The organism is Nocardia sp. N2S4-5 (genome assembly GCF_044628355.1).
Classification (GTDB): domain Bacteria; phylum Actinomycetota; class Actinomycetes; order Mycobacteriales; family Mycobacteriaceae; genus Nocardia; species Nocardia wallacei_B.
This window is the reverse complement of record NZ_JBIUPM010000001.1, coordinates 7,372,639-7,391,780: the sequence shown is the minus strand read 5'-3', so window position 1 is coordinate 7,391,780 and position 19,142 is coordinate 7,372,639. Positions and strand designations below refer to the sequence as shown.

At 68.1% G+C, this 19,142-nt stretch carries 21 protein-coding genes; 5 read left to right on the top strand and 16 right to left on the bottom strand.

From position 1 onward, the window contains the following. Positions 1 to 2 precede the first annotated feature (2 nt). The 4 genes from ACFMRZ_RS34295 to ACFMRZ_RS34280 form a co-directional block, all read right to left on the bottom strand. Positions 3 to 617, bottom strand: a complete 615-nt coding sequence (locus tag ACFMRZ_RS34295; RefSeq protein WP_400182357.1) for a class I SAM-dependent methyltransferase — start codon at positions 615 to 617, stop codon at positions 3 to 5. A gap of 362 nt (positions 618 to 979) precedes the next feature. Beyond that, complete coding sequence (locus ACFMRZ_RS34290) at positions 980 to 1,189, bottom strand: hypothetical protein (RefSeq protein ID WP_400182356.1); 210 nt, start codon at positions 1,187 to 1,189, stop codon at positions 980 to 982. 41 nt (positions 1,190 to 1,230) lie between these two features. After that, positions 1,231 to 1,797: a hypothetical protein gene (locus ACFMRZ_RS34285; protein ID WP_400182355.1), complete on the bottom strand. Its 567-nt coding sequence runs from the start codon at positions 1,795 to 1,797 to the stop codon at positions 1,231 to 1,233. Between the two features lie 301 nt (positions 1,798 to 2,098). Next, entirely contained in the window at positions 2,099 to 2,758 is a 660-nt protein-coding gene (locus tag ACFMRZ_RS34280) for a hypothetical protein (RefSeq protein WP_400182354.1), read from the bottom strand. Between the two features lie 214 nt (positions 2,759 to 2,972). Between ACFMRZ_RS34280 and ACFMRZ_RS34275 the strand changes: the two genes are divergently transcribed. After that, on the top strand, positions 2,973 to 4,139 hold the full coding sequence (locus ACFMRZ_RS34275; protein WP_400182353.1) for a multiprotein-bridging factor 1 family protein: 1,167 nt from the start codon (positions 2,973 to 2,975) through the stop codon (positions 4,137 to 4,139). Positions 4,140 to 4,142: 3 nt separating this feature from the next. On the opposite strand, the gene ACFMRZ_RS34270 is transcribed toward ACFMRZ_RS34275, so the two are convergent. Genes ACFMRZ_RS34270 through cysD form a run of 5 tightly spaced genes read right to left on the bottom strand, consistent with a single transcriptional unit; the run spans position 4,143 to position 10,143 of the window. Beyond that, entirely contained in the window at positions 4,143 to 5,279 is a 1,137-nt protein-coding gene (locus ACFMRZ_RS34270; RefSeq protein WP_400182352.1) for a sulfotransferase family protein, read from the bottom strand. Positions 5,280 to 5,298: 19 nt separating this feature from the next. After that, positions 5,299 to 6,084, bottom strand: coding sequence for an SDR family oxidoreductase (locus ACFMRZ_RS34265; RefSeq protein WP_400182351.1), 786 nt, complete (start codon positions 6,082 to 6,084; stop codon positions 5,299 to 5,301). Between the two features lie 11 nt (positions 6,085 to 6,095). Continuing rightward, positions 6,096 to 7,295: a hypothetical protein gene (locus ACFMRZ_RS34260; protein WP_400182350.1), complete on the bottom strand. Its 1,200-nt coding sequence runs from the start codon at positions 7,293 to 7,295 to the stop codon at positions 6,096 to 6,098. Positions 7,296 to 7,336: 41 nt separating this feature from the next. Beyond that, entirely contained in the window at positions 7,337 to 9,238 is a 1,902-nt protein-coding gene (gene cysC, locus ACFMRZ_RS34255) for an adenylyl-sulfate kinase (protein WP_400182349.1), read from the bottom strand. Beyond that, a complete protein-coding gene (gene cysD, locus ACFMRZ_RS34250) occupies positions 9,238 to 10,143 on the bottom strand; it encodes a sulfate adenylyltransferase subunit CysD (RefSeq protein WP_280363723.1) in 906 nt (301 codons plus the stop codon). The genes cysC and cysD overlap by 1 nt, the downstream gene beginning before the upstream one ends. Positions 10,144 to 10,336: 193 nt before the next feature. Between cysD and ACFMRZ_RS34245 the strand changes: the two genes are divergently transcribed. Continuing rightward, complete coding sequence (locus ACFMRZ_RS34245) at positions 10,337 to 11,152, top strand: helix-turn-helix domain-containing protein (RefSeq protein ID WP_400182348.1); 816 nt, start codon at positions 10,337 to 10,339, stop codon at positions 11,150 to 11,152. Between the two features lie 3 nt (positions 11,153 to 11,155). Here ACFMRZ_RS34245 and ACFMRZ_RS34240 read toward each other — a convergent pair whose 3' ends face one another. Continuing rightward, positions 11,156 to 11,734, bottom strand: coding sequence for a TetR/AcrR family transcriptional regulator (locus tag ACFMRZ_RS34240; protein WP_280270391.1), 579 nt, complete (start codon positions 11,732 to 11,734; stop codon positions 11,156 to 11,158). Positions 11,735 to 11,852: 118 nt separating this feature from the next. On the opposite strand from ACFMRZ_RS34240, the gene ACFMRZ_RS34235 reads away from it, so the two are divergent. Next, positions 11,853 to 12,749: an alpha/beta fold hydrolase gene (locus ACFMRZ_RS34235; protein ID WP_400182347.1), complete on the top strand. Its 897-nt coding sequence runs from the start codon at positions 11,853 to 11,855 to the stop codon at positions 12,747 to 12,749. Here ACFMRZ_RS34235 and ACFMRZ_RS34230 read toward each other — a convergent pair. The 3 genes from ACFMRZ_RS34230 to ACFMRZ_RS34220 form a co-directional block, all read right to left on the bottom strand. Continuing rightward, positions 12,680 to 13,552: an alpha/beta fold hydrolase gene (locus ACFMRZ_RS34230; RefSeq protein ID WP_400182345.1), complete on the bottom strand. Its 873-nt coding sequence runs from the start codon at positions 13,550 to 13,552 to the stop codon at positions 12,680 to 12,682. The genes ACFMRZ_RS34235 and ACFMRZ_RS34230 overlap by 70 nt on opposite strands. A gap of 87 nt (positions 13,553 to 13,639) precedes the next feature. Further along, positions 13,640 to 14,002, bottom strand: a complete 363-nt coding sequence (locus ACFMRZ_RS34225) for a hypothetical protein (RefSeq protein WP_280272344.1) — start codon at positions 14,000 to 14,002, stop codon at positions 13,640 to 13,642. Between the two features lie 82 nt (positions 14,003 to 14,084). After that, complete coding sequence (locus tag ACFMRZ_RS34220) at positions 14,085 to 15,164, bottom strand: beta-ketoacyl-ACP synthase III (protein ID WP_280272345.1); 1,080 nt, start codon at positions 15,162 to 15,164, stop codon at positions 14,085 to 14,087. A gap of 90 nt (positions 15,165 to 15,254) precedes the next feature. Between ACFMRZ_RS34220 and ACFMRZ_RS34215 the strand changes: the two genes are divergently transcribed. Further along, positions 15,255 to 15,872, top strand: a complete 618-nt coding sequence (locus ACFMRZ_RS34215; RefSeq protein WP_400182343.1) for a TetR/AcrR family transcriptional regulator — start codon at positions 15,255 to 15,257, stop codon at positions 15,870 to 15,872. An 8-nt stretch (positions 15,873 to 15,880) separates the two neighbouring features. Here ACFMRZ_RS34215 and ACFMRZ_RS34210 read toward each other — a convergent pair whose 3' ends face one another. Continuing rightward, complete coding sequence (locus tag ACFMRZ_RS34210) at positions 15,881 to 16,162, bottom strand: hypothetical protein (RefSeq protein ID WP_280272347.1); 282 nt, start codon at positions 16,160 to 16,162, stop codon at positions 15,881 to 15,883. A gap of 151 nt (positions 16,163 to 16,313) precedes the next feature. Between ACFMRZ_RS34210 and ACFMRZ_RS34205 the strand changes: the two genes are divergently transcribed. Beyond that, complete coding sequence (locus ACFMRZ_RS34205; RefSeq protein ID WP_280272348.1) at positions 16,314 to 17,135, top strand: hypothetical protein; 822 nt, start codon at positions 16,314 to 16,316, stop codon at positions 17,133 to 17,135. Here ACFMRZ_RS34205 and ACFMRZ_RS34200 read toward each other — a convergent pair whose 3' ends face one another. Beyond that, positions 17,136 to 18,125: an SCO2521 family protein gene (locus tag ACFMRZ_RS34200; protein WP_400182342.1), complete on the bottom strand. Its 990-nt coding sequence runs from the start codon at positions 18,123 to 18,125 to the stop codon at positions 17,136 to 17,138. After that, positions 18,122 to 19,141 carry an SCO2522 family protein gene (locus ACFMRZ_RS34195; RefSeq protein ID WP_400182341.1) on the bottom strand — a complete coding sequence of 340 codons (1,020 nt, stop codon included), beginning with the start codon at positions 19,139 to 19,141 and terminating at the stop codon, positions 18,122 to 18,124. Before ACFMRZ_RS34195 ends, ACFMRZ_RS34200 begins: the two co-directional genes overlap by 4 nt. Position 19,142: the final 1 nt, after the last annotated feature.

The window sequence follows — 19,142 nt, the reverse complement described above, 5'->3', positions numbered from 1 at the left end:
GGTCACTTCGCGCGAGAGAGTACCGCGACGAGGAAGCCGGAGTCGTCGGTGAAGGGGCGCAGGTCCCAGGTCGAGAGCCGCAGATCCGTTGTGAGCCCAGCGGTTTCGGCATCGGCCAGGAATTGCGGGAACTCGTAGCCGCGGTCCGCGCCGAAGCCCACGACGACCCGACCGGCCGGTGCGAGGTGGCGGGCGAACCCTTCGAGCACTGCCTCCCGGGTAGTCGGCGCCAGAAATGTCATCACGTTTCCCGCGCACACGATGACATCGAATCCTTCGGCAATTCCCCGGGCAGTCAGATCCAATTCGGCGAGATCTCCGACCATCCAGGTCGGACCGGGATTATCCTGCTCCGCCGCGGCGACCAGCACCGGATCGACATCGACACCCACGACGACGTGCCCGGCGCGATGCAAATACCCACCGATCCGCCCCGGCCCACACCCCGCATCCAACACCCGAGCCCCCCGCCCCACCATCGCATCGACCAGCCGCGCCTCCCCGAAAATATCCCGCCCCTCCGCCGCCATCCCCCGAAACCGCTCCACATACCACGCCGAATGCGCAGGATCAGCAGCAGTAATTTCCTCCCACTGACTGGGCGTACGTCGACTCATCGACCACTCCTCCTCGCTCGACCCCCACTCACGATTCACTGTGCCACCGCCGCCCCGAGAATGATCACGCACCCTCTCAGCTCCTGCGGCTCTCGGTGCGGCGACTCGATTCCAGGCGTGGGCCGACTGACCCGCAAGAGATCGAGCACCTCACGAGACATATCGCCACGTTCACCTCTTTCCTCGACCTCCCGTGCCCACCGCGCGCGCTCCGCGAGCCGATCCGCCGCCTCACGCTGCTTCAGCCGCGCCCTCTCGTCGGCCTGATCACGCTGCCCTTGCCTCGACCTCTCGACTGCGTCGGCTTCGTCGCGCTGACGTACGGATTTTCGACGGTTTCCTTCCGATCCCGAAACAGCAACTCAGATCTCGCGAGCATCGTCTCTCGAATCGACCTGATGTGTGAACTTGTCCGGATAATCCCGCAGCAATCCATCGATCAGCTCTCGCGCCGGTCTCGAGATCTCTTCGCCTGCAACAGTTCTCAGTGTGTGATGATTGATATCTCCACGGTCGATCAGTTCCCTGACTATCCGGCCGTCCCGGCCTTCGTAGACGCGGGAGTCGCGCATATAGCATCGCCCTTGGCGGGCACCCCCCGAAGGACGATAAATCACAGAAATGGTGCTGTGTCCCTGAAGAAGTCAGGCACTTCGGAGAACGGAGCAGTGTCGGGCTTGTGGAGCCGCGAGTAACCCACAGCGACCAGTTCGGCCATGTCCAGAATCTCGTTTTCGACAACGGATGCCACGAACCGGTCGGCCGTGCACGCTCGCCACCCCGGATACGGGAACGTCAGCGCTGGTGTGAAGCCGGTGTAGAGGGACACACGGTCCGTGTCGTTGATCCCGGCGATCGGCGGGAGAGCGTCTACGTCGATCCACTTCGCATCAAGGTATTTCGTGAACCATTGCCCGATGAGGCAAGCCAATTGATCGGCGTCGTCCGGATTGCTGGTCACGGCATCTAGGTCCGGAAACAACCCCATCAGGAAATCGTTCAGCTGATGTATCTCGTCGTTTTTGTCGTAGTCCCAAGGCTCCGTGGGCAATCCGGGCAATCCGGCACGAGCAAGAAGTTTCCGAGTCTGCGCATGGTGCCGTTGCGGGTCGACCCAAACTTGCCACGGTGTCATTTCAGCAGTGGCGTCGATGTCGAACCCGAGTTGATCGTCGTTCACGTGCGACTTCCTCTCCTCGCGATGGTCGGGACCGGGGTGGAAGCCTAATAGTTCCGTCCGCTGTCCGGCTTGATCCGCCCGGCTTCGACCAGCACCCGGTACGCGGCCCATTTGCGCGGGCAATCGTCCACTGAGCAGTCCCGATGCTGCTGCATGATCCAATGCGCGTGTTTCGTAGTCAGTGGCTCAGCCGGGGCCTGATGCGTCCAATCAACTGCCTGCTGCTCACGCGCGAGCCGCTCTCGGATTTCGTCCACGGTCCGACCGGCCATGTCCTTGCGCCACCAGCCCATGGCCCGCCCTACCCCTCGGAACCTGGCGACAAGCGAACCGAAGACACATGTTCTTCCGCATCGGCCGCCAGCCCATCGAGCACGGCTATCAACATCTGAACATCAACGCCGGACGGCGGCAACGATGCGTCCGACGACCAGTACGGGATACCCCGTGCCGCGGCTCGCTCCCGCAGCGTCTCCACCGGCGGGACGATCTTCCCCTCCCGCACCAGGCACCTGTACGCGCTCGACTTACGCCGACAGGAATCAGCACGACATCCGATGTGCTGCTGCATGATTCGCTGTGCTTCGACCACGGTCAGCGGATGATTGGGATACGTGTGCTCACGGTCCGCGATGCTCGGAAATGCAGCCGGCCACGTATTCGGCGGGCGGACCGTTTCCAGGACGAACAACTCACAGACCCGCGACGGCATATTGTCAACAGTGCCAAGGTCATACGCGACAATCGCATCCGCGCCGAGGCCTGCGGCGATACCCAACCCATACCCGATCGGATCCGAGTGATCCGCGGGTGGACGCACCGTGTACAGCCAGACATACCCCAGCTCGGCCGCGTGACGCTGCGCGAGCGTCGCGTGCAGGGGTGCGTCACGGCCCGACACGTCGCCCCGGACCAGGCATACCGCGGTGAGCCTGCCAGCATTCTGTTCATCGGAACCCATGACTTCCTCTCAACTCGGCGTGTTTCCGGTGTCCGCCGCCGGGGAACTGTGCGGCGTCGATCAGTTGGAGAGGTTTCGTTGACCGACGTGCAGAGAAGGGCTTGCGTCAACCCGGCCGCAGGGCCGGTTAAACCTTGCGCGTCCGAGGTGCCGTCCAGGGACAGGGAAAGGACAATCGACGCGCGGCCGGACGAGGAAGACCTACCCTCGGGGTATGACCTCTGCGGGCGAAGCGATAGCACGGGAGCGGAAGTTGGCCGGGCTCACCCAGCGCAGCTTGGCGAACCGGATCACCTACAGTCTGAGTCTCGTCAAGGCCGTCGAGCAAGGGCGTGAGCCGGCCAGTCCCGGCATGATTTCGGCTGTAGCAAGGGCACTCCGAATACTCCCGGAGCAACTGACGGGAGCGCCCTATGACGATGGCAAGCCGATGTCCGACGCTGTGAACGGGCTTACCGTGCTGCTCGCGGAGGGCCGCTATGCGCGAGCGGAGGAGCCGCTGCCGCCGGATGTCATCGAGGCGAAGCTGAACGAGACCCGACGCCTGTATCGAGCGGATCGCACGCGGCAGACGATCGAGGTGCTGCCGGGCATCATTCGCCGGATTCACGGAGTCGTTCAGACCACGACAGGCGATGCCCGCAGCCGGGCATACTCGCAGCTCGCGTGGGCATACATCTTCGCCGAATGGGCGGCGCGGCGAGTGGGGCAAACCCACCTCACCATTCCGGCGCTGGACCTGGCCGATTACTACGCGCCGATGGGGGACGACCCGCACTACGGCGACTTCTCGATGCTCGCCCGTGCCCGCGTGCTCACCCACATCGGCGAGTCGGGCGTAGCGGGTCACCTGATCGACACCGTGATCAATCGCGCGGAAGCAGACACCACGACCGCCGGGCTCGTCATGACCGGCTATTCACATCTGGCCGCTTGTATCAACGAGGCGCGGAAGCTGAACTACGCCAACGCCGTAGCGCACGTGGACGCGGCACGGGAGTACGCGGATCGCACTGGCGAGACCGACGTGTACATGACCTCGTTCGGGCCGATGAACGTTGAATTCCACCGGCACGCAATCGAACTCGAGTCCGGTGACCCACACAAGGCAGCCCGCGAAGGAACACAGCTGACCATCCCGAGCGGTTACGACAAACCGACCCGGATCGGTCACCATTGGCAGGACAATGCCCGTGCGTGGTTGATGGCCGGCAATCCCGACCGAGCACTGATGGCGCTGAACAAGGCGCGGGCCGCCGCACCGCAACAGACACGACTGCATCCATCGGTACGGGAGACCCTGCACGGGATCGCCGCAGCCCAGCGACGGCGAAGCGACTCGCTGGTGGGCTTCGCTTCGTGGCTGAGAACCTCCCTCTAACAACTATGACGTGCGGAAATGGGCCTCCACCTCATCCTCGCTCAGCCCATAGTCGGCTAGGGAATACCGATGCGCGGGTTTGCGGTCGCCCGTGCGGCTTTCCTGGTCGAGGGCGGTCATGGCGGCGCGGGCTGGTTCGGTGAATTCGATATCGAAGGAGCGGTAGATCGACTCGACGGTGCCGAGGGGGTCGGCGCGGAGGTCGGCGAAGTCGATGTCGAGGAATTGGGCTTGGTCGTAGCGTTTGCGGGCGGCGGTGAACTCGTGCAGGCCGCGGGACCATAGTTCGAGTTGGGTCTCGCCGATGCGGCGGCCGGTGAAGGTGTCGGACCAGCCGCGGGCGGCGTGCTCGGACAGGCTGCAGACCGAGGCCAGCACCGTAGCGGGGGCGCGGTGGGTCTGGATGACCAGCGCGTCGGGGTAGACCGCGAGCAGCGCGTCCAGGGCGAACAAATGGCTGGGGTTCTTCAGGATCCAGCGGCGGTCGTCGCCCAGGCCGATCAACTGCAGGTTCTTGCGGTGCCGGGCGTAGGCGTCGGTCCAGTCCTGGGTGCGCAGCCACTGCGAGTAGGTGGGCAGGTACGCCAGGCATTCGTAGGACACCGACTTCACGGTCTGGCGCAGCAGCTGCCAGCACTCCTCCACCTCGGCGGCGGTCATGTAGTGCAGGCCCATGAATTCGGGATTCTCGACGTGATGCTGGGCGAACCCGGCGTCGAGCTGCCGGTATACCGGATTGTCGGCCCAGGTGTCGCGGGGCGGCCGCGGCTGCGGGAACTCGGCCAGCCACATCTCCAGCGCCTGGTGGCGCGGGTCGGCGGCGAGCAGCCGGTGCAGCGCGGTGGTGCCGGTGCGCGGTAGGCCGGTCACGAAAATCGGTCTGGTGACCGGTGTTTCGGCATACTGCGGGTTGGCCTTCCAGGCGGCCTCGCTCAGCGCGCGGGCCACCAGGGCGCCGCGCAGGAAGTAGCGGTTCATCTTGCTGCCGAGTTCGGTCAGCTCCGCGTCGCGCTGGTAGGACTCCAGCAGCACGCCGAGCGCCTCGCGGTACTCGTCGGAGCCGAAATCGGTGAGGCCGCAGGCTTTCGTGGCCGAGGCGTGCAGATCCTCGACGGTGCCCACGTCGGTGCGAATGATCATGAGAATAGATCCTCGAGGTTCAGGCGTGGTACTCGCCGCAGTTGACGTCGAGGGTCTGGCCGGTGATGGCGCTGGACCAGTCGGACGCCAAAAACACTACGGCGCGGGCGATTTCGTCGGGCTCGGGCAGGCGCTTCAGATCCGACCGGTCGGCGGTCTGCTGATACACCTGCTCGGCGGTGATCCCGTACTTCTTCGCCACCTCCCCGAAATACCACTTCAGCTGATCGCTCCAGATGTAGCCCGGCGCAACGCTGTTGACTCGGATGCCCTGCTTGCCCAGCTCGGAGGCCAGCGTCTGCGACATGGCGAGCAGGGCGGACTTCGCCATCTTGTAACTGCCGTACCGGGGTTCGGAGTGCCGCAGCACCGCGGAGTTGATCATCACCACCGCGCCCTTGGACTCGGCGAGCGGCTCGGTGAACGCCTGCGTCATCCGCAGCCCACCCAGCACGGTGAGATCGATGCTGTCGCGGATCTGCTGGAAGTCGGTGCGCGCCAACGGTTTCATCGAGGGCACCGCGAAGGCATTGTTGACCAGCGCGTCGACCCGGCCGAAGGTGTCCAGGGTGCGCCGCACCAGATTCGCCACCGCCTCGCCGTCGGTGATATCGGCGGGCACGCACAGCGTTTCGCCGCCCGCCGCCTCGATCTCCGCGGCCACCTCCTTCAACCGCGACTCGGTGCGCGCGGCCAGCACCACCTTCGCGCCGGCCGCGGCCGCCTCGGTACAGATGGAACGGCCCAGTCCGGGCCCTACGCCGCTGACGACGACGACCTTGTCGGTCAGTAGTGCGGTGCTCATCGATGTTCCTCTCATCCCAGCATCCGTTGTGCGAAGCCGCGCTGGCGCGCCGCGATGCGCTCCTGCCAGCCCGCCTCGTCGACGGAGTTGTATTCGTAGTGCGGCAACAGATCTCGGACCTTCTCGAACGGCACCAGCTCGATCGCGGGTCCGTCCACGGCGGTCAGCGGCCGGTCCACGCGCTGCCAGCGGAGCTGCAAGATGCCCCGGGTGCAGCCGGTGGTCTCGATCCAATTCGCGATGCCCGGATCGCGCGCCGCGACCACCATCCGGATCATGCCGTCCGGGTCGACCTGCGCCTGCGCGGAATTGAGGCTGGTCTGATGGTTGACGTAGTCCAGCGAGATGTACCACCGGCTGCCCAGCTGGAAGCCCTGGTAGGGCATATCGGATTTGGGCACGGTGATGACCAGCGCCTGGTCGTCGGCGAGATCGAAGTGCCCGACCGAGGAGTACTGGGTGCTCAGGCCGCCGGGAGTGAGCCGGGGTTCGGTGAGGGTGTTCACCGGCAGATCCAGATAGAACCACTTCGGGAAGTTGAACCAGGTATGGATGCGCTGCAACAGCATTCGCCCGGCCGCCCGATAGCGCTTGCGCAGCTGATCGACCGTCGGCGCGGCGGGCGCGGTGCCGAGGGTGTCGACGCGTTCGATGCGAATCGTGCCCCGGCGCTCGGCATTCCAGTCGCCGTACACCTCCCGCACGGCGAGCGTCGACGCGCCCTCCCCCAGCACGAAGTAGTTCGGGCCCGGATCCTCTTTCGGCGGACCGAATCTCAGCTGATAGCTGCCGTCCGCGGCGATGTCCAGCCGGCGGTCGTCGAAGGCGTCGTCGCCGTTGGGCACGTCGGTGGCGCTGTAGTCGCCCTTGAGCACCTGGAAGCTGAGATCGACGGTATTGCCGCGGGTGCCGGTGATCAGGTACTCCGCGCCCGGCTCGACATTCGCGTGGTAGTAGAGCGTGTCGGGATTGTCCAAGCCCATCTTGGTGTAGGGACCCGTGGAGGTGACGAAGTACGGGTGGCTGGTGCCGTGCGCCCGCGACAACTGCATCACGGCCTGGATGCTGCCCGCCAGATAGTCGTAGCCCTCGGCCAGATCGCGCTCGTCGCGGATGAATTCGGCGGTGGCGACCAGGTTCTCGGCCTCGGCGATCGCCGCGCGCAGCGGTTCGGTCAGGTCCGCGGCGGGCTCGGTCGGTGGTTGTGACATCAGCTTCCTCGGTGTCGATACGGAAAAGGCTTGCGGCACTGTCACAGTCGCAGTTCGCGCCGGATCAGCGCGGCGATGTCGGCCGGGTTGCCGTGGTCGGGGGTGATGATCAGGTCGGCGTGCTGGGGGCGTTCGTACGGTGAGTCGATGCCGGTGAAATCGCGGAGTTCGCCCGCGCGGGCACGGGCGTACAGCCCCTTCGGGTCGCGGCGCTCGCACACCTCCAGCGGGGTGTCGACGAAGACCTCGTGGAACGGCAATCCCTTGTCCCCGTGCACGGCTCGGGCCAGCTTGCGCTGCGCGGCGAACGGGCTGATCACCGAGACGATGGCGGTCACCCCGGCATCGGCGAACAGCGCCGCGACCTGGGCCACCCGCCGGATGTTCTCGCGGCGGTCGGCATCGGTGAACCCGAGGTCGGCGTTCAGCCCGTGCCGCAGGTTGTCGCCGTCGAGCAGATACGCCGGACGGCCCGCAGCCACCAGCTGCCGCTCCAATTCCACTGCGATGGTGGACTTTCCGGAGCCGGACAGGCCGGTAAGCCAGATCGTCGCCCCCGCGTGCTGCCGTTCGGCGCGCGTGACCGCCGAGCTGTGCCACACCACGTCGGCGGTGGTCGTCGCGGTATCGCGCGGCCCGGTGTCGCGGGCCAGGATCATTCCCGCCGCCACGGTCTGGTCGGTCGCCTCGTCCACGAGGATGAAGCTGCCGGTCCGGCGATTGTCGCGGTAGTTGTCGAACATCAGCGGCCGGCGACTGCGCAAGGTCAGGCGCGCGATGTCGTTGAGCGCCAGGCTGTCCGCGTCCGCCACGCGGTGCAGCGTGTTCACGTCGAGTCGATAATCCAGTTCGGTCACCCGGACCCGGCTGGACTGCGCGGCCGTGCGCAATTCGTATTCCGCGCCGGCGCGCAGCGTGGTGTCGTCGGAGAACCAGCACACCATCGCGTCGATATCGCGGTCGAGGTGCGGGCGGTTGCCCGGACGGGCGAGCATGTCGCCGCGGCCGATATCAATGTCGTCGTCCAGGGTCAGCGATACCGCCATGCCGGTGAACGCCTCGTCCACCTTGGCGCCGCCCGGCCCCCAGATGCGCGCCACCCGCGTGCCGCGGCCCGACGGCAGCACGACCACCTCGTCACCGAGCTTGAAGATCCCGCCCGCGACCGTCCCCGCATAACTTCGGTGCGCGATGTCGGCCGTCGACGAGTCCGCCTCGGCCACAACGGCATCCGCGACATTCACGCCGGAGGGGCGGATCACGTACTGCACCGGCAGCCGGGCGTCGATGAGGTTGCGGTCCGAGGCGATGTGCACGTCCTCGAGATGGCGCAGCAGCGGCGGGCCCGCGTGCCAGGGGGTGTGCGGCGACGCGTCCACGACATTGTCGCCGTGCAGCGCCGAGACCGGGATGAAACTCAGATCGCCGACGGTCAGTTTGGCCGCGAAATCGGCGAATTCCGTGCGGATTTCGTCGAACCGGCGCTCCGACCAGTCCACCAGATCCATCTTGTTGACGCACACCACCAGGTGCGGCACCCCGAGCAGGGTGGCCAGGAAAGCGTGCCGCCGGGTCTGCTCGACCACGCCCTTGCGCGCGTCGACCAGGATCAGCGCCAGGTCCGCGGTGGACGCGCCGGTCACCATGTTCCGGGTGTACTGCACGTGGCCCGGAGTGTCGGCGATGACGAACTTCCTTCGCGGCGTGGTGAAGTAGCGATAGGCCACGTCGATGGTGATGCCCTGCTCGCGTTCGGCGCGCAGCCCGTCGGTCACCAGCGCCAGATCCGTCGCCGCGTCGCCGCGCTGCGCGCTGACCCGCTCGATGGCGGCCAGCTGATCGGTGAACAGGGTCTTGGAGTCGTAGAGCAGCCGGCCGATCAGCGTGGACTTGCCGTCGTCGACGCTGCCCGCCGTGGCCAGCCGTAACAGGTTGCGGCTCATCAGAAGTAACCTTCCCGCTTGCGGTCTTCCATGCCGGACTCGGAGATCCGGTCGTCGGCACGCGTCGCGCCGCGCTCGGTCAATCGGCTGACGGCGGTCTCGGTGATCACCGACGCCGGGTCGGCGGCCTCGCTTTCCACGCATCCGGTGCAGGTGGCGTCGCCGACCGTGCGGAAACGCACCGTCGCCTCGAAGGTCCGCTCCCCCTCGCGCGGTGCCAGGAAACGGTTGGCGGCCAGCAGCATTCCGTCGCGTTCGAGCACCGTGCGGCGGTGCGCGTAGTACAGCGACGGCAGCTCCACCGCCTCCCGGTCGATGTACTCCCAGATGTCCAGCTCGGTCCAGTTCGACAGCGGGAACACTCGAATGTGTTCGCCCGCACGGTGTCTGCCGTTGTACAGGTTCCAGATCTCCGGCCGCTGGGCGCGCGGCTCCCAGGCGCCGAACTCGTCGCGGAAGCTGAACACCCGTTCCTTGGCGCGGGCCTTCTCCTCGTCACGGCGGGCGCCGCCGAACACCGCGTCGAAGCGGTGCTCGCGGATGCCCCGCAGAAGCGTCGTGGTCTGCAGGCGGTTGCGGGTCTCCCCCGGTCGTTCGGTCACCCGCCCGGCGTCGATGTCGTCCTGCACCCGCGCGACCAGCAGCCGGGCCCCGAGGCGGGCCGCGGTGCGGTCGCGGAAGTCGATCACCTCGTCGAAGTTGTGCCCGGTGTCGACGTGCAGCAGCGGGAACGGCAGCGGCGCGGGCCAGAACGCCTTGCGCGCCAGCTCCAGCATCACCGCGGAGTCCTTGCCGCCGGAGAACAACAGCACCGGCCGCTCGAAGGTCGCCGCCACCTCGCGGAAGATGTGCACCGACTCGGCCTCGAGGGCCGCCAGATGCGACAGCTCGTATCCCGTCCGCATCACACGCTCACCCACTCACCGCGCCGAATATTCGCTGCCCGGCAATCCGCCGGGTTGCAGTGTCGAATATTCGACGCTATCGTTCGATATTGTGACACCGACGATAGGCCGCGCCGGCCGCGCCGGTCAAGAACCTGTTTCAGAAAATGGGTCCGCGGCCGCCGCCTCCCCGCCCACGCACCGCGTGGTACGAGTGATCGAGCTGCTCTCCCGGCACCCCGCCGAACATCTGTCGCTGGCGCGGATCGTGCGCGACACCGGCCTGTCCCGCGCGACCGCGCACGCCGTGCTCACGCAGTTGACCGCCGACGGCTGGACCGCGCGCGACGACGACGGCAACTACGGCTTGGGCTTGAATCTGCTCACGGTCGCCCGCCGTGCTGAGGCAGCATTTCCGCTGCGTCGGTTGGCCGCCGAGCCGATGCGCGAATTGTCAGCGCGCCGCCGCACTCCGGTGTTCCTGGCCGAGCGCGACACCGAGTCCATCCTCATCACCGAGGTCGTCGGCACGCCGTCGGTGCCCTGGATCCGGGCGGGCAGACATCTCCCCCTGGCCCCGCCGGTGGCCCGCGAATTCGTCGCGTGGGCAAGCGATTCCGAGCGCACCGCCTGGCTGAACCGCGCCGACCCCGCCCATCACGACCGGCTCGAGGCCGTGCTCGCGGCCGTCCGCGACCGCGGCTACTCGGTGGAGCGCCTGGCCGACGAGTCCGCACCCATGCTGGAAGCCCTTGCCGCCCTGCGCCATTCCCCCGTCACCGACCCCCTGCGCAACCGTCTCGGCGCCATGATCGCCGACCTCATCACCATCGATTACCTGCCGGACGAACTCGGCGACGAGAACGCGGTGGTCACGGTGGCGGCCCCGATCCGCCTCGGCGACACGGTTATCGCCGCGCTCGTCACCTGCCCCGACACGCGTCTGTCCGCCGCCCAGCTGGCCCAGTTGGGTACCGCTACCGCCACCGCGGCCGACACGATCTCGGCCGCACTGGTTTCCGCGCGCTGAGGCTCAGCCTTCGGTTTCCGGCCAGGTCGACAGCGTGTGGTGCAAGGCCTCGAGGACGTTGCGCCAGGTGGCGTCGGTAGGGCGGGTGTGAGCGAAGCCGCCCGCCGCCTCGAGGGTGGCGAAACCGTGGAAGGTGGCGCGGAGGAGCCGGGCCGCGTCCAAGCCCGCGGTGTCGCCGAGGTCGTAGCCGCGCAGCATGGCCGTGGTCAGTTCGATGCTGCGCAGGAGTTCGGGTGCGTCGCCGACTTCGGCCGGGTCCATTCGGATCTGGGTCGCGGCGTACCGGCCGGGATGCTCGAGGGCGTAGGCGCGGTACGCGTCGGCGAAGGCGATGAGCGCCTCCTTGCCGGATCGGCCGGCGATGGCCGCGCCGATGCGGTCGTTCAACTCGGCGCCCGCGCGCAGCGCCAGCCGGACCCGCAGGTCGTGCAGGTTGCGGACGTGGACGTACAGGCTCGGATCCTTCACGCCGAACTTGCGCGCGACGGCCGACAGGGTGAGTTTCTCGAAGCCGATCTCGTCGGCGAGTTCCGCCGCCGCGCCGACGACTCGTTCCACGGTCAGGCCCGCCCGCGGCGACATACCTCCACCTCCCTACCGGCATCGAGTCGGAGCCAACCCTAGTACGGCCGCCGACCGGAACGAACTTGCGCCTAATATTATTAGATTTTAGCCTTCTGGTCGAAGGAAAGGAGGTCTCATGCGATCCGAGACCCTGGCCGTCCCCGGCTCGACGCTGTACTACGAACGGCGAGGCGACGGCCCGCTACTGCTGCTGATTCCCGGCGGAGGCGGCGACGCGGGCGTGTTCGACGCCGCGGCGGAGGTGCTGGCACGGCATTTCACCGTCGCCGCACTCGATCCGCGCGGCTGCTCGCGCAGCACCCTCGACCCCGGCGAGCCGGCAGGCCAGCGAGTCGCGGTGCAGAGCGACGACGCGTACCGGCTGCTGGCCCAGCTGACCGACGAACCCGCCTTCGTGTGCGGCACCAGCAACGGGGCCATCGTCGGCCTGGATCTGTTGACCCGTCACCCCGATCGGATCCGCGCCCTGGTCGCCCACGAGCCACCCTGTTTCGCGGTATTGCCCGACGCCGCAACACATCTCGCCATGGTCGAGGAGGTCTACACGCTGTTCCGGACCGAAGGGCTCGCCGCCGCCTCCGCACGTTTCCTCGCCGGAATCGGCGGCGCGATGAAACCGGCGCCGGACGTGTCCGAGTTGCCGCCGCGCACCGCCGAGCTGTGGCAGCGGCTGGCGGCCAACGCTCCGCGCATGTTCGCGCACGAACTACGCCAATTCACCGCTTACACACCGGATTACGCGGCGCTGGCACGAGTGTCCGATCGGCTGATACCCGCCGCCGGTCGCGAGACGCGCGGCAGCCTGCCCTACCGTCCGATCGCGGAAATCGCCGCCCGGCTGGGCCTCGAGGTCACCGAATTCCCCGGTGCGCACAACGGACTGCGCACGGACGCAGTCGATTTCGCGCGACAGCTGATCGAAATTCTGACTCCCCGGACTCGTCAGGACAACTCGTTCTCGTCCAGCACGTCACGCAGGGCGCGGCCGAAGGCCTCGGGCTGTCCCGGATAACCGGACTCCGGACCGAGGAAACCGCTGTGGTGACTCGGGAACACGGCCGCGGGCTGCCCGAGGAACTCGGCGGTGGCTACGGCGGTGCGCCCGGTGAACACTCCGGCCGACTCCTCGCCCACGGCGATCACGATCCGGGTGGAAGCGGCGGTCAGCGCGTCGGCGTCGGGCAGATAGCCGCTGACCGCCGAAGACCGATCCGACAGCAGCGGATCGTCGCGGGAACCGTCGTCCTCGCCCGGCAATCCGAACATCGCCGGGTCCGGGGCGGGCTGCGCGAAGAACTCCTCGGTGAACTCGCCCTGCCACGACGACATGGCGATGAACGCCGCCATCCCGGCCCCGGAACCCTTGGCGTCGTAGGCATCCCGGAAATAGTTCATGGCCCGCTCGGCCGCCGCGGCATCGGGCAGGACGGGAATGATCGGCGGCTCGTGCGCCACCAGCGTGCGTACGTCACCGGGGTGGGCTGCCACCAGCGCGAGCGCCGTGACCGCGCCGCCACTGCTGGCGAACATGTCGACCGGGCCACCGACGGCCTCGATCACGGCATGCACGTCACCGGCCTGCACGGTCGGGGAATGGTCGACCCGGGCGTCCTTGCGCACGCTGCGGCCGAGGCCGCGCGGGTCGTAGGTGATCACGGTGCGATCGGGGAATTCGGCGGCCAGCGTGCGAAAACCGCTGGCGTCCATGGGCTGTCCGATCATGAACAGCGGCGGGCGCCCACCGGCGGCGGGCAGCGGGCCGAGCACGTCGTAAACCAGATCGGCCTCGGGCGTCACGAGCGTATGTGTCGTCATGTCACTACAGACGGTGTGCACGCACCGAACTCATCGACCGCATCGCGCTCCGGCGGCACCGAGCCGCCGGAGCGCGATGCTCGCCGATCACTGGAACGACGAGAACCTGATGTCGATGATCGCGCCGGTCAGCGTGATCGGCACGCCGGGGGCCTCGTTCGGGTGCAGCCGGGCCAGCACCGGGCCACCGCACTCGCCGCCGTTCTCGGCGCGGGTGTAGATGGTGGCGTAGTACGGGGTGGTGTTGCGCCAGTACATCGTGCGCGGGGCCTCGGCGGTGATGACACCCGGGTAGCAGGTGTTCTCGGCCGGGTCGTCGACGTGGGCGGTCGCCGCCAGGTTCTCCATCACCACGAACTGGCTGACCGGTTCCTGCGCCCAGGACTGGCCGAAGGCGAAGAGCGAGGCCGCAACTGCTGCCGTTGCCGCAGCGACGGTGCGTTTCATCATCAGGCTGGTTCCTCTCGAGAAGCGGGCTTTCCGCCTCGTACCCTTATCACGGAAAACCGTTCCGTGGCATGGTGCCACGAAGTTACTCCGCGGTGAAGATGCGGGCCTGGGACCGGTCGTCGGTGGCGAGTACGGCCGGCAGATGCACCACCTGGCCCGCGTAGGCCAGGCCCGCGCCGAAGCCGAGCAGCAGCGCCGTATCGCCGGGCCGGGCGGCGCCGGAGCGCAGCAGCTGTTCCATGGCCATGGGGATGGACGCCGCGCTGGTGTTGCCGGTCTCGATGATGTCGCGGGCCACCGCGACGGAGTCGGGCACGCGCAGCGCGCGGACCAGCGCGTCGGTGATCCGGATATTGGCCTGGTGCGGCACGAAGGCGTCCAGGTCGTCCACGGTGACACCGGCGGCGTCCAGCGCGTCGCGGCACGCCTTCTCCAGAAAGGTGACCGCCCAGCGGAATACGGCCGACCCGTTCATCCGGATGTAGGGCCGCACCGAGGTGCCGCCGACGGCCTCCGCGGCGGCGACCTCCGCGAAGTACTCCTGAAAGTCCTTGTCCTGCTTGATGGCCGCGGTCTGGCTGCCGTCCGAACCCCACGCCGCCGGGCCGATGCCCTCCGCCTCGGCCGGTCCGACGACGACCGCACCCGCGCCGTCGGCGAAGATGAACGCGCAGCTGCGGTCGGCCGGGTCCAGCAGATCCGACAGTCGCTCCACGCCGATCACCAGCACATACCGGGCCTGTCCCGCCCGGACCAGGCTCGCGGCGTCGGCCAGGGCGTAGCAGAAGCCCGCGCACCCGGCCGAGACGTCGAAGGCGGGGGTGTCGTGCAGGCCGAGTTCGGTCGCCACCACCGCACCCGCCGACGGCCCGAGCACCATCTGCGAGGAGGTCGCCAGCACCACCGCGTCGACCTTCTCCGGCGCCAGTCCCGCCGCGGCGAGCGCGTCGCGGGCGGCGGCGGTGCTCATCGAGACGATGGTCTCGTCGGGCTCGGCCCAGCGCCGCTCGGCGATGCCGGACCGGGTCCGGATCCACTCGTCGGAGGAGTCGATGCGATCGACGATCTCGGCGTTGGGGACGACCCGGCGCGGGCGATAGGCACCGAGGCCGAGCATGGCGGCGTGGGTGACCGGGGCGGCGGTGGCGATGTGGGCGGGCATGGGGCATCCTCTCCGGGTGAACCAATCGGTCCACACGGGATTACGTCTAGCATGGACCGAACGGTTCACACAAGTCCTGAAGGAGATCCGTTGACGAGCGGACCGCGCGGCCGGCTGATCGCGAGCACCATCGCCACGGTGCAGGAACACGGCGTGCACGCGGCCGGGCTCAGCGAACTGCTGAAACGCAGCAACGCCTCACGTAATTCGCTGTATCAGCATTTTCCGGCCGGCAAGGGCGAACTCGTGGAGACCGCCGCCCGCATCGTGTCGCGCGTGGTGTACTCGCACGTCAGCGTCGCCGCCGAGGCGCTGGCGCAGGCCCCGTCGGTGCCGCGGTGGCTGGACGAGTTGTTCGCGTTCTGGCGCGATCCGCTCGAGTCCAGTGAATACCGCGAGGGCTCGTTCATGATGGCCGCCGCCCTGGACGAACTCGATCCCGCGGTGCAGGCCGCCGCCGGGCAGGCGTTCACCGACTGGACCGGCCGCCTGGCCGCCGGGCTGGTCGCCGCCGGCGCCGCGCCGCAGGCCGCCGACGCCCTGGCCGGCGTGCTGCTCTCGGTCATCGAGGGCGCCATTCTGCAGAGCCGTGCCCTCAAGAGCGCACGCCCATTCGACGACGCCCGCACCCAACTCACCCTGCTCCTCGAACACCAGCTGCCACAGCGAGCCCACGCAGCCCTCGACGACGCTGCGGTACTCGATTGAGGGCGGGCTCAGGCGCCCTGTAGCCGGATCTCGGTGTTCAGGGTTTCGGCTGCCACGGTGAGTTCGGCGTCGGCGGGGTTGTCGCCGATCTGCCCGGCCAGTTCGCCGCGAGTGATCAGGGAGAGGCCGTCCGCTTCGTCCGCGGCGCCTGGCACGAGCTGAATTCGCCCCTCCAGCAGGACTAGTCGGGTGCCCGGACTGCCGCTCTGCAGCAACTGCCGCAGGTCGCTCTCGGTGACCTGCGACGGCGAGCCCGCGGACCGTGGTTGCGTGTGATCGTCGGGGGTCATACGGCCCGGGTGCCCGCCCGCGGGAGCAACAAACACCGGCCCGCAGAACGACGTTGCTATCGTGGAAGCGCGCCCGGGGTCGGCGCCGATTCTTGTAGGGGGCCTGCGGACTGTGGACGAGCGACAGCAGGACTCGCCTTTCGTCCGCTCGATGTCGACGCGGGTCGAGCGCCGCGCCACCTCCTACGCCGCCGCCGTGGACCAGTTCCTCGCCGGCGCACACACCGAACAACCGCGCCTCGACGAACCGCAACTGCTGGATTCCTTTACCGCACATGTCGAATCGGTCGTCGCCCGCTACGACCCGCCCGGAATCCGGCGCAACAGCGACAGTCTCGTGTTCCGGCGCATCTACGCTGCCGCACGGCAGCCGCGCACCGCCCGGCCGCGCGGCGGCGATCGGATCGTCTCCCCCGAACTGCTCAGCGCCTTGCTCGCCGCCGAAGTCGAGTACCGGGGCCCGCTGCGGTTGAGCCGGGCGCAGACCAGGAACCTCGCCGAGATCTACGAGCGCCTCGGCGACACCCTGACCACGGTGCTACCGGCCCACGCCGCCTTGGCATTCCGGCGCGCGGCGAGCTTGTACCGGCAGGACGAGGATGTCGACGGCGAGGACCGGTGCAACCTGGAATTGGCCCGAGCCCGCCGCCGCGCGCAGCCGGTCCGCTGGCGCCGGGCCGCGAGCATGTTCCCGGATCTGTTGTGCGGCTACGGGTATCGGCCGTTCCGCATGTTGATCTGGATGGCGTTGCAGCTGCTCTTCTTCACCGCCGTCGTGCGGCTGCTGTCGACGCAATCGACGATGACCATCGTCTACGAATGCCTGACCAACTACCTCAACCCGCTCGGCCCCGACGACACGGCCGGACTCGCGGGCGCGAAGCGGCTGGTGTTCGTCCTCGAGGCGTACACCGGACTGCTGACGACCTCGGTCTTCTTCGCCCTGCTGGTGCGGCGCTGGTTCCGGCTGTGATCACCAGTCGTTGCTGCTGATCTTGGAGTTGCGCAGCGCGTTGAGCGTCGCCGTCATCATCCGGTCGCGCAGCTGTTCGGCACGCGCCGTCCACTGCCGGGTGAACCCCGGGGCCGCCTCCAACTCCGCCCAGAGCGGACGCAGCGCGGGCGGCGTGTGCGCGCCCGGCATCCACAGCGGCACCAGCTGTTCCAGCATCGGCGCGAGCAATATCGAAGCGTCGCTGGAGGATTCGAAGCGGTCGGCGTCGCGCAGCAGCTGGGTGATGGTGGTGAGCAGCCAGTCGTGGACGGCGAGATCCTCGCAGAACCGCTGGGCCGCACCGACATCGCGCGCCGCGACGGTGACGCGCACCGAGCGCGACGTGTCGTTGTCCAGCCGGAACGAGAAGCTGGGCGGCTGCTCGGGCGCGGCCGCGATCTCGACGGCCCAGCGCAGTCGCGTGGTCGCGGCCCGGATCGGGACCTGCTGGTCGAGCCGGGTGTCCATCCGGATCAGCGTCGCGAGCCTGCCGCTGATCGCCGCCAGGTCGAGCCGGTCGGGCCCGTTGCTGCGCAGGTAGCCGTCGGCGAGCCGGCGTCCGGAGTCGGCGCCCAGCTCCGTCACCGCCTCGACCGTGCCCGCGCGCGCGAGGTAGTGCACCCACGACTGGCGTTGGTTCACGCTCGCCTGGGTCACCGCGGTCTGAGTGGAACTCTGCATCACCCGCCCGCCGATCACGATCACGCGCGACAGCACGGTGCCGATGCCGTGCACGGCCCGGCCCGACGCGGTCGCCAGCGTGCAGTCCACGCCCTCGACTCGCGGCGACGAAATCGCCAGGGGCACCGGGCGTTCCAGCGACGTCACGCCACTGCCGGGTTTCACCGCATCCAGCACCTCGACCACGGCCGACGTGTCGAGCACGGTCCGCGACGGTAGCAGGCAGGTGTGGATGTCGCCGAGTAGGGCGACGGGCGTCTCGGCCGACCCCGCGCCGGAGGGAGTCATGCGAGGCACCCGTCCAGCAGGACATGGGAGAGTCGCTTGCTGGTCTCACGCGGCACCTCGATCGGAACCCGTTCCCGCCCACCGCGGGCCGAGATCAGTTCCCAGACCTGCTCGTCGAGCTCGAGGTGGTCGAGGATGACGTGCACCGCGTGCTCGATGCCCAGGTAATCCTGCGGGAGGATGGACAGCGAACGGTACGCGGCGAACGGTTTCGCGTCCGGGTTCAGCTGGATCACCGCCGGCATCTCCCACCAGTGGTCCTCCCACCCCTCCCTCCTGCTGCGGAGCTGCGGATGGAACGGCGCCGCCCCCTCGAATCGCACCATGCCCAGCCGCAACAGCTGCCAGATGGACGCCAGGAACGGGCACGACCAGCGGGTGTGCTTGTCGTCGACACCTTCCATCGGGCTGTCCCACATCTCGGTATCGAGAAATATCGAATGCACGCGGCGGCCGTACGCCAGAGGCGGCCGGTAGTCCTGCGCGCGCATCGCCTGCGCGGGATCGTGGTCGGAGGAACGGCGGCCGTTGCACAACCAGCCGGACTCCACGTCCGGCGGCCGCCGGCCAGTGGTGTTGTCCGACGGCTCGGCCACGACCCGCGCGGCCATGGTCTCCGCCAGCTTCACCATCGGCCCGGTGGGAACGCCGTCGACGTACACCGGATATTCCCAGCACCCGGCCTCGCGCGCGAGGTAGTCGATCCGCAGCCCGCAGTCGTCGGCCGCGTTCAGGAGTTTGTTCAGGATTTCGGTCGGGTTCGTGTCCGGGGCGAAGTAGTCGTCGATCAGGAAACAGGTGCTGACCCGCGCGGCGGATCCGAATCGCTTGCGCGCCGAGGCGGTGTAGAACTCGACCTGATCGACCACCTCGCGAAATTGCGCGCGAATGTTCTGCTGCCCGTTGATCAGCTCGTTCATATAGAAATGGCCGGTCTCGATGGACAGATGCGACAACGGCACCTCGGCGACCCGGATCTCCGCGGTCGCCTCGCTGTATACGGGTGACTCCGGCATT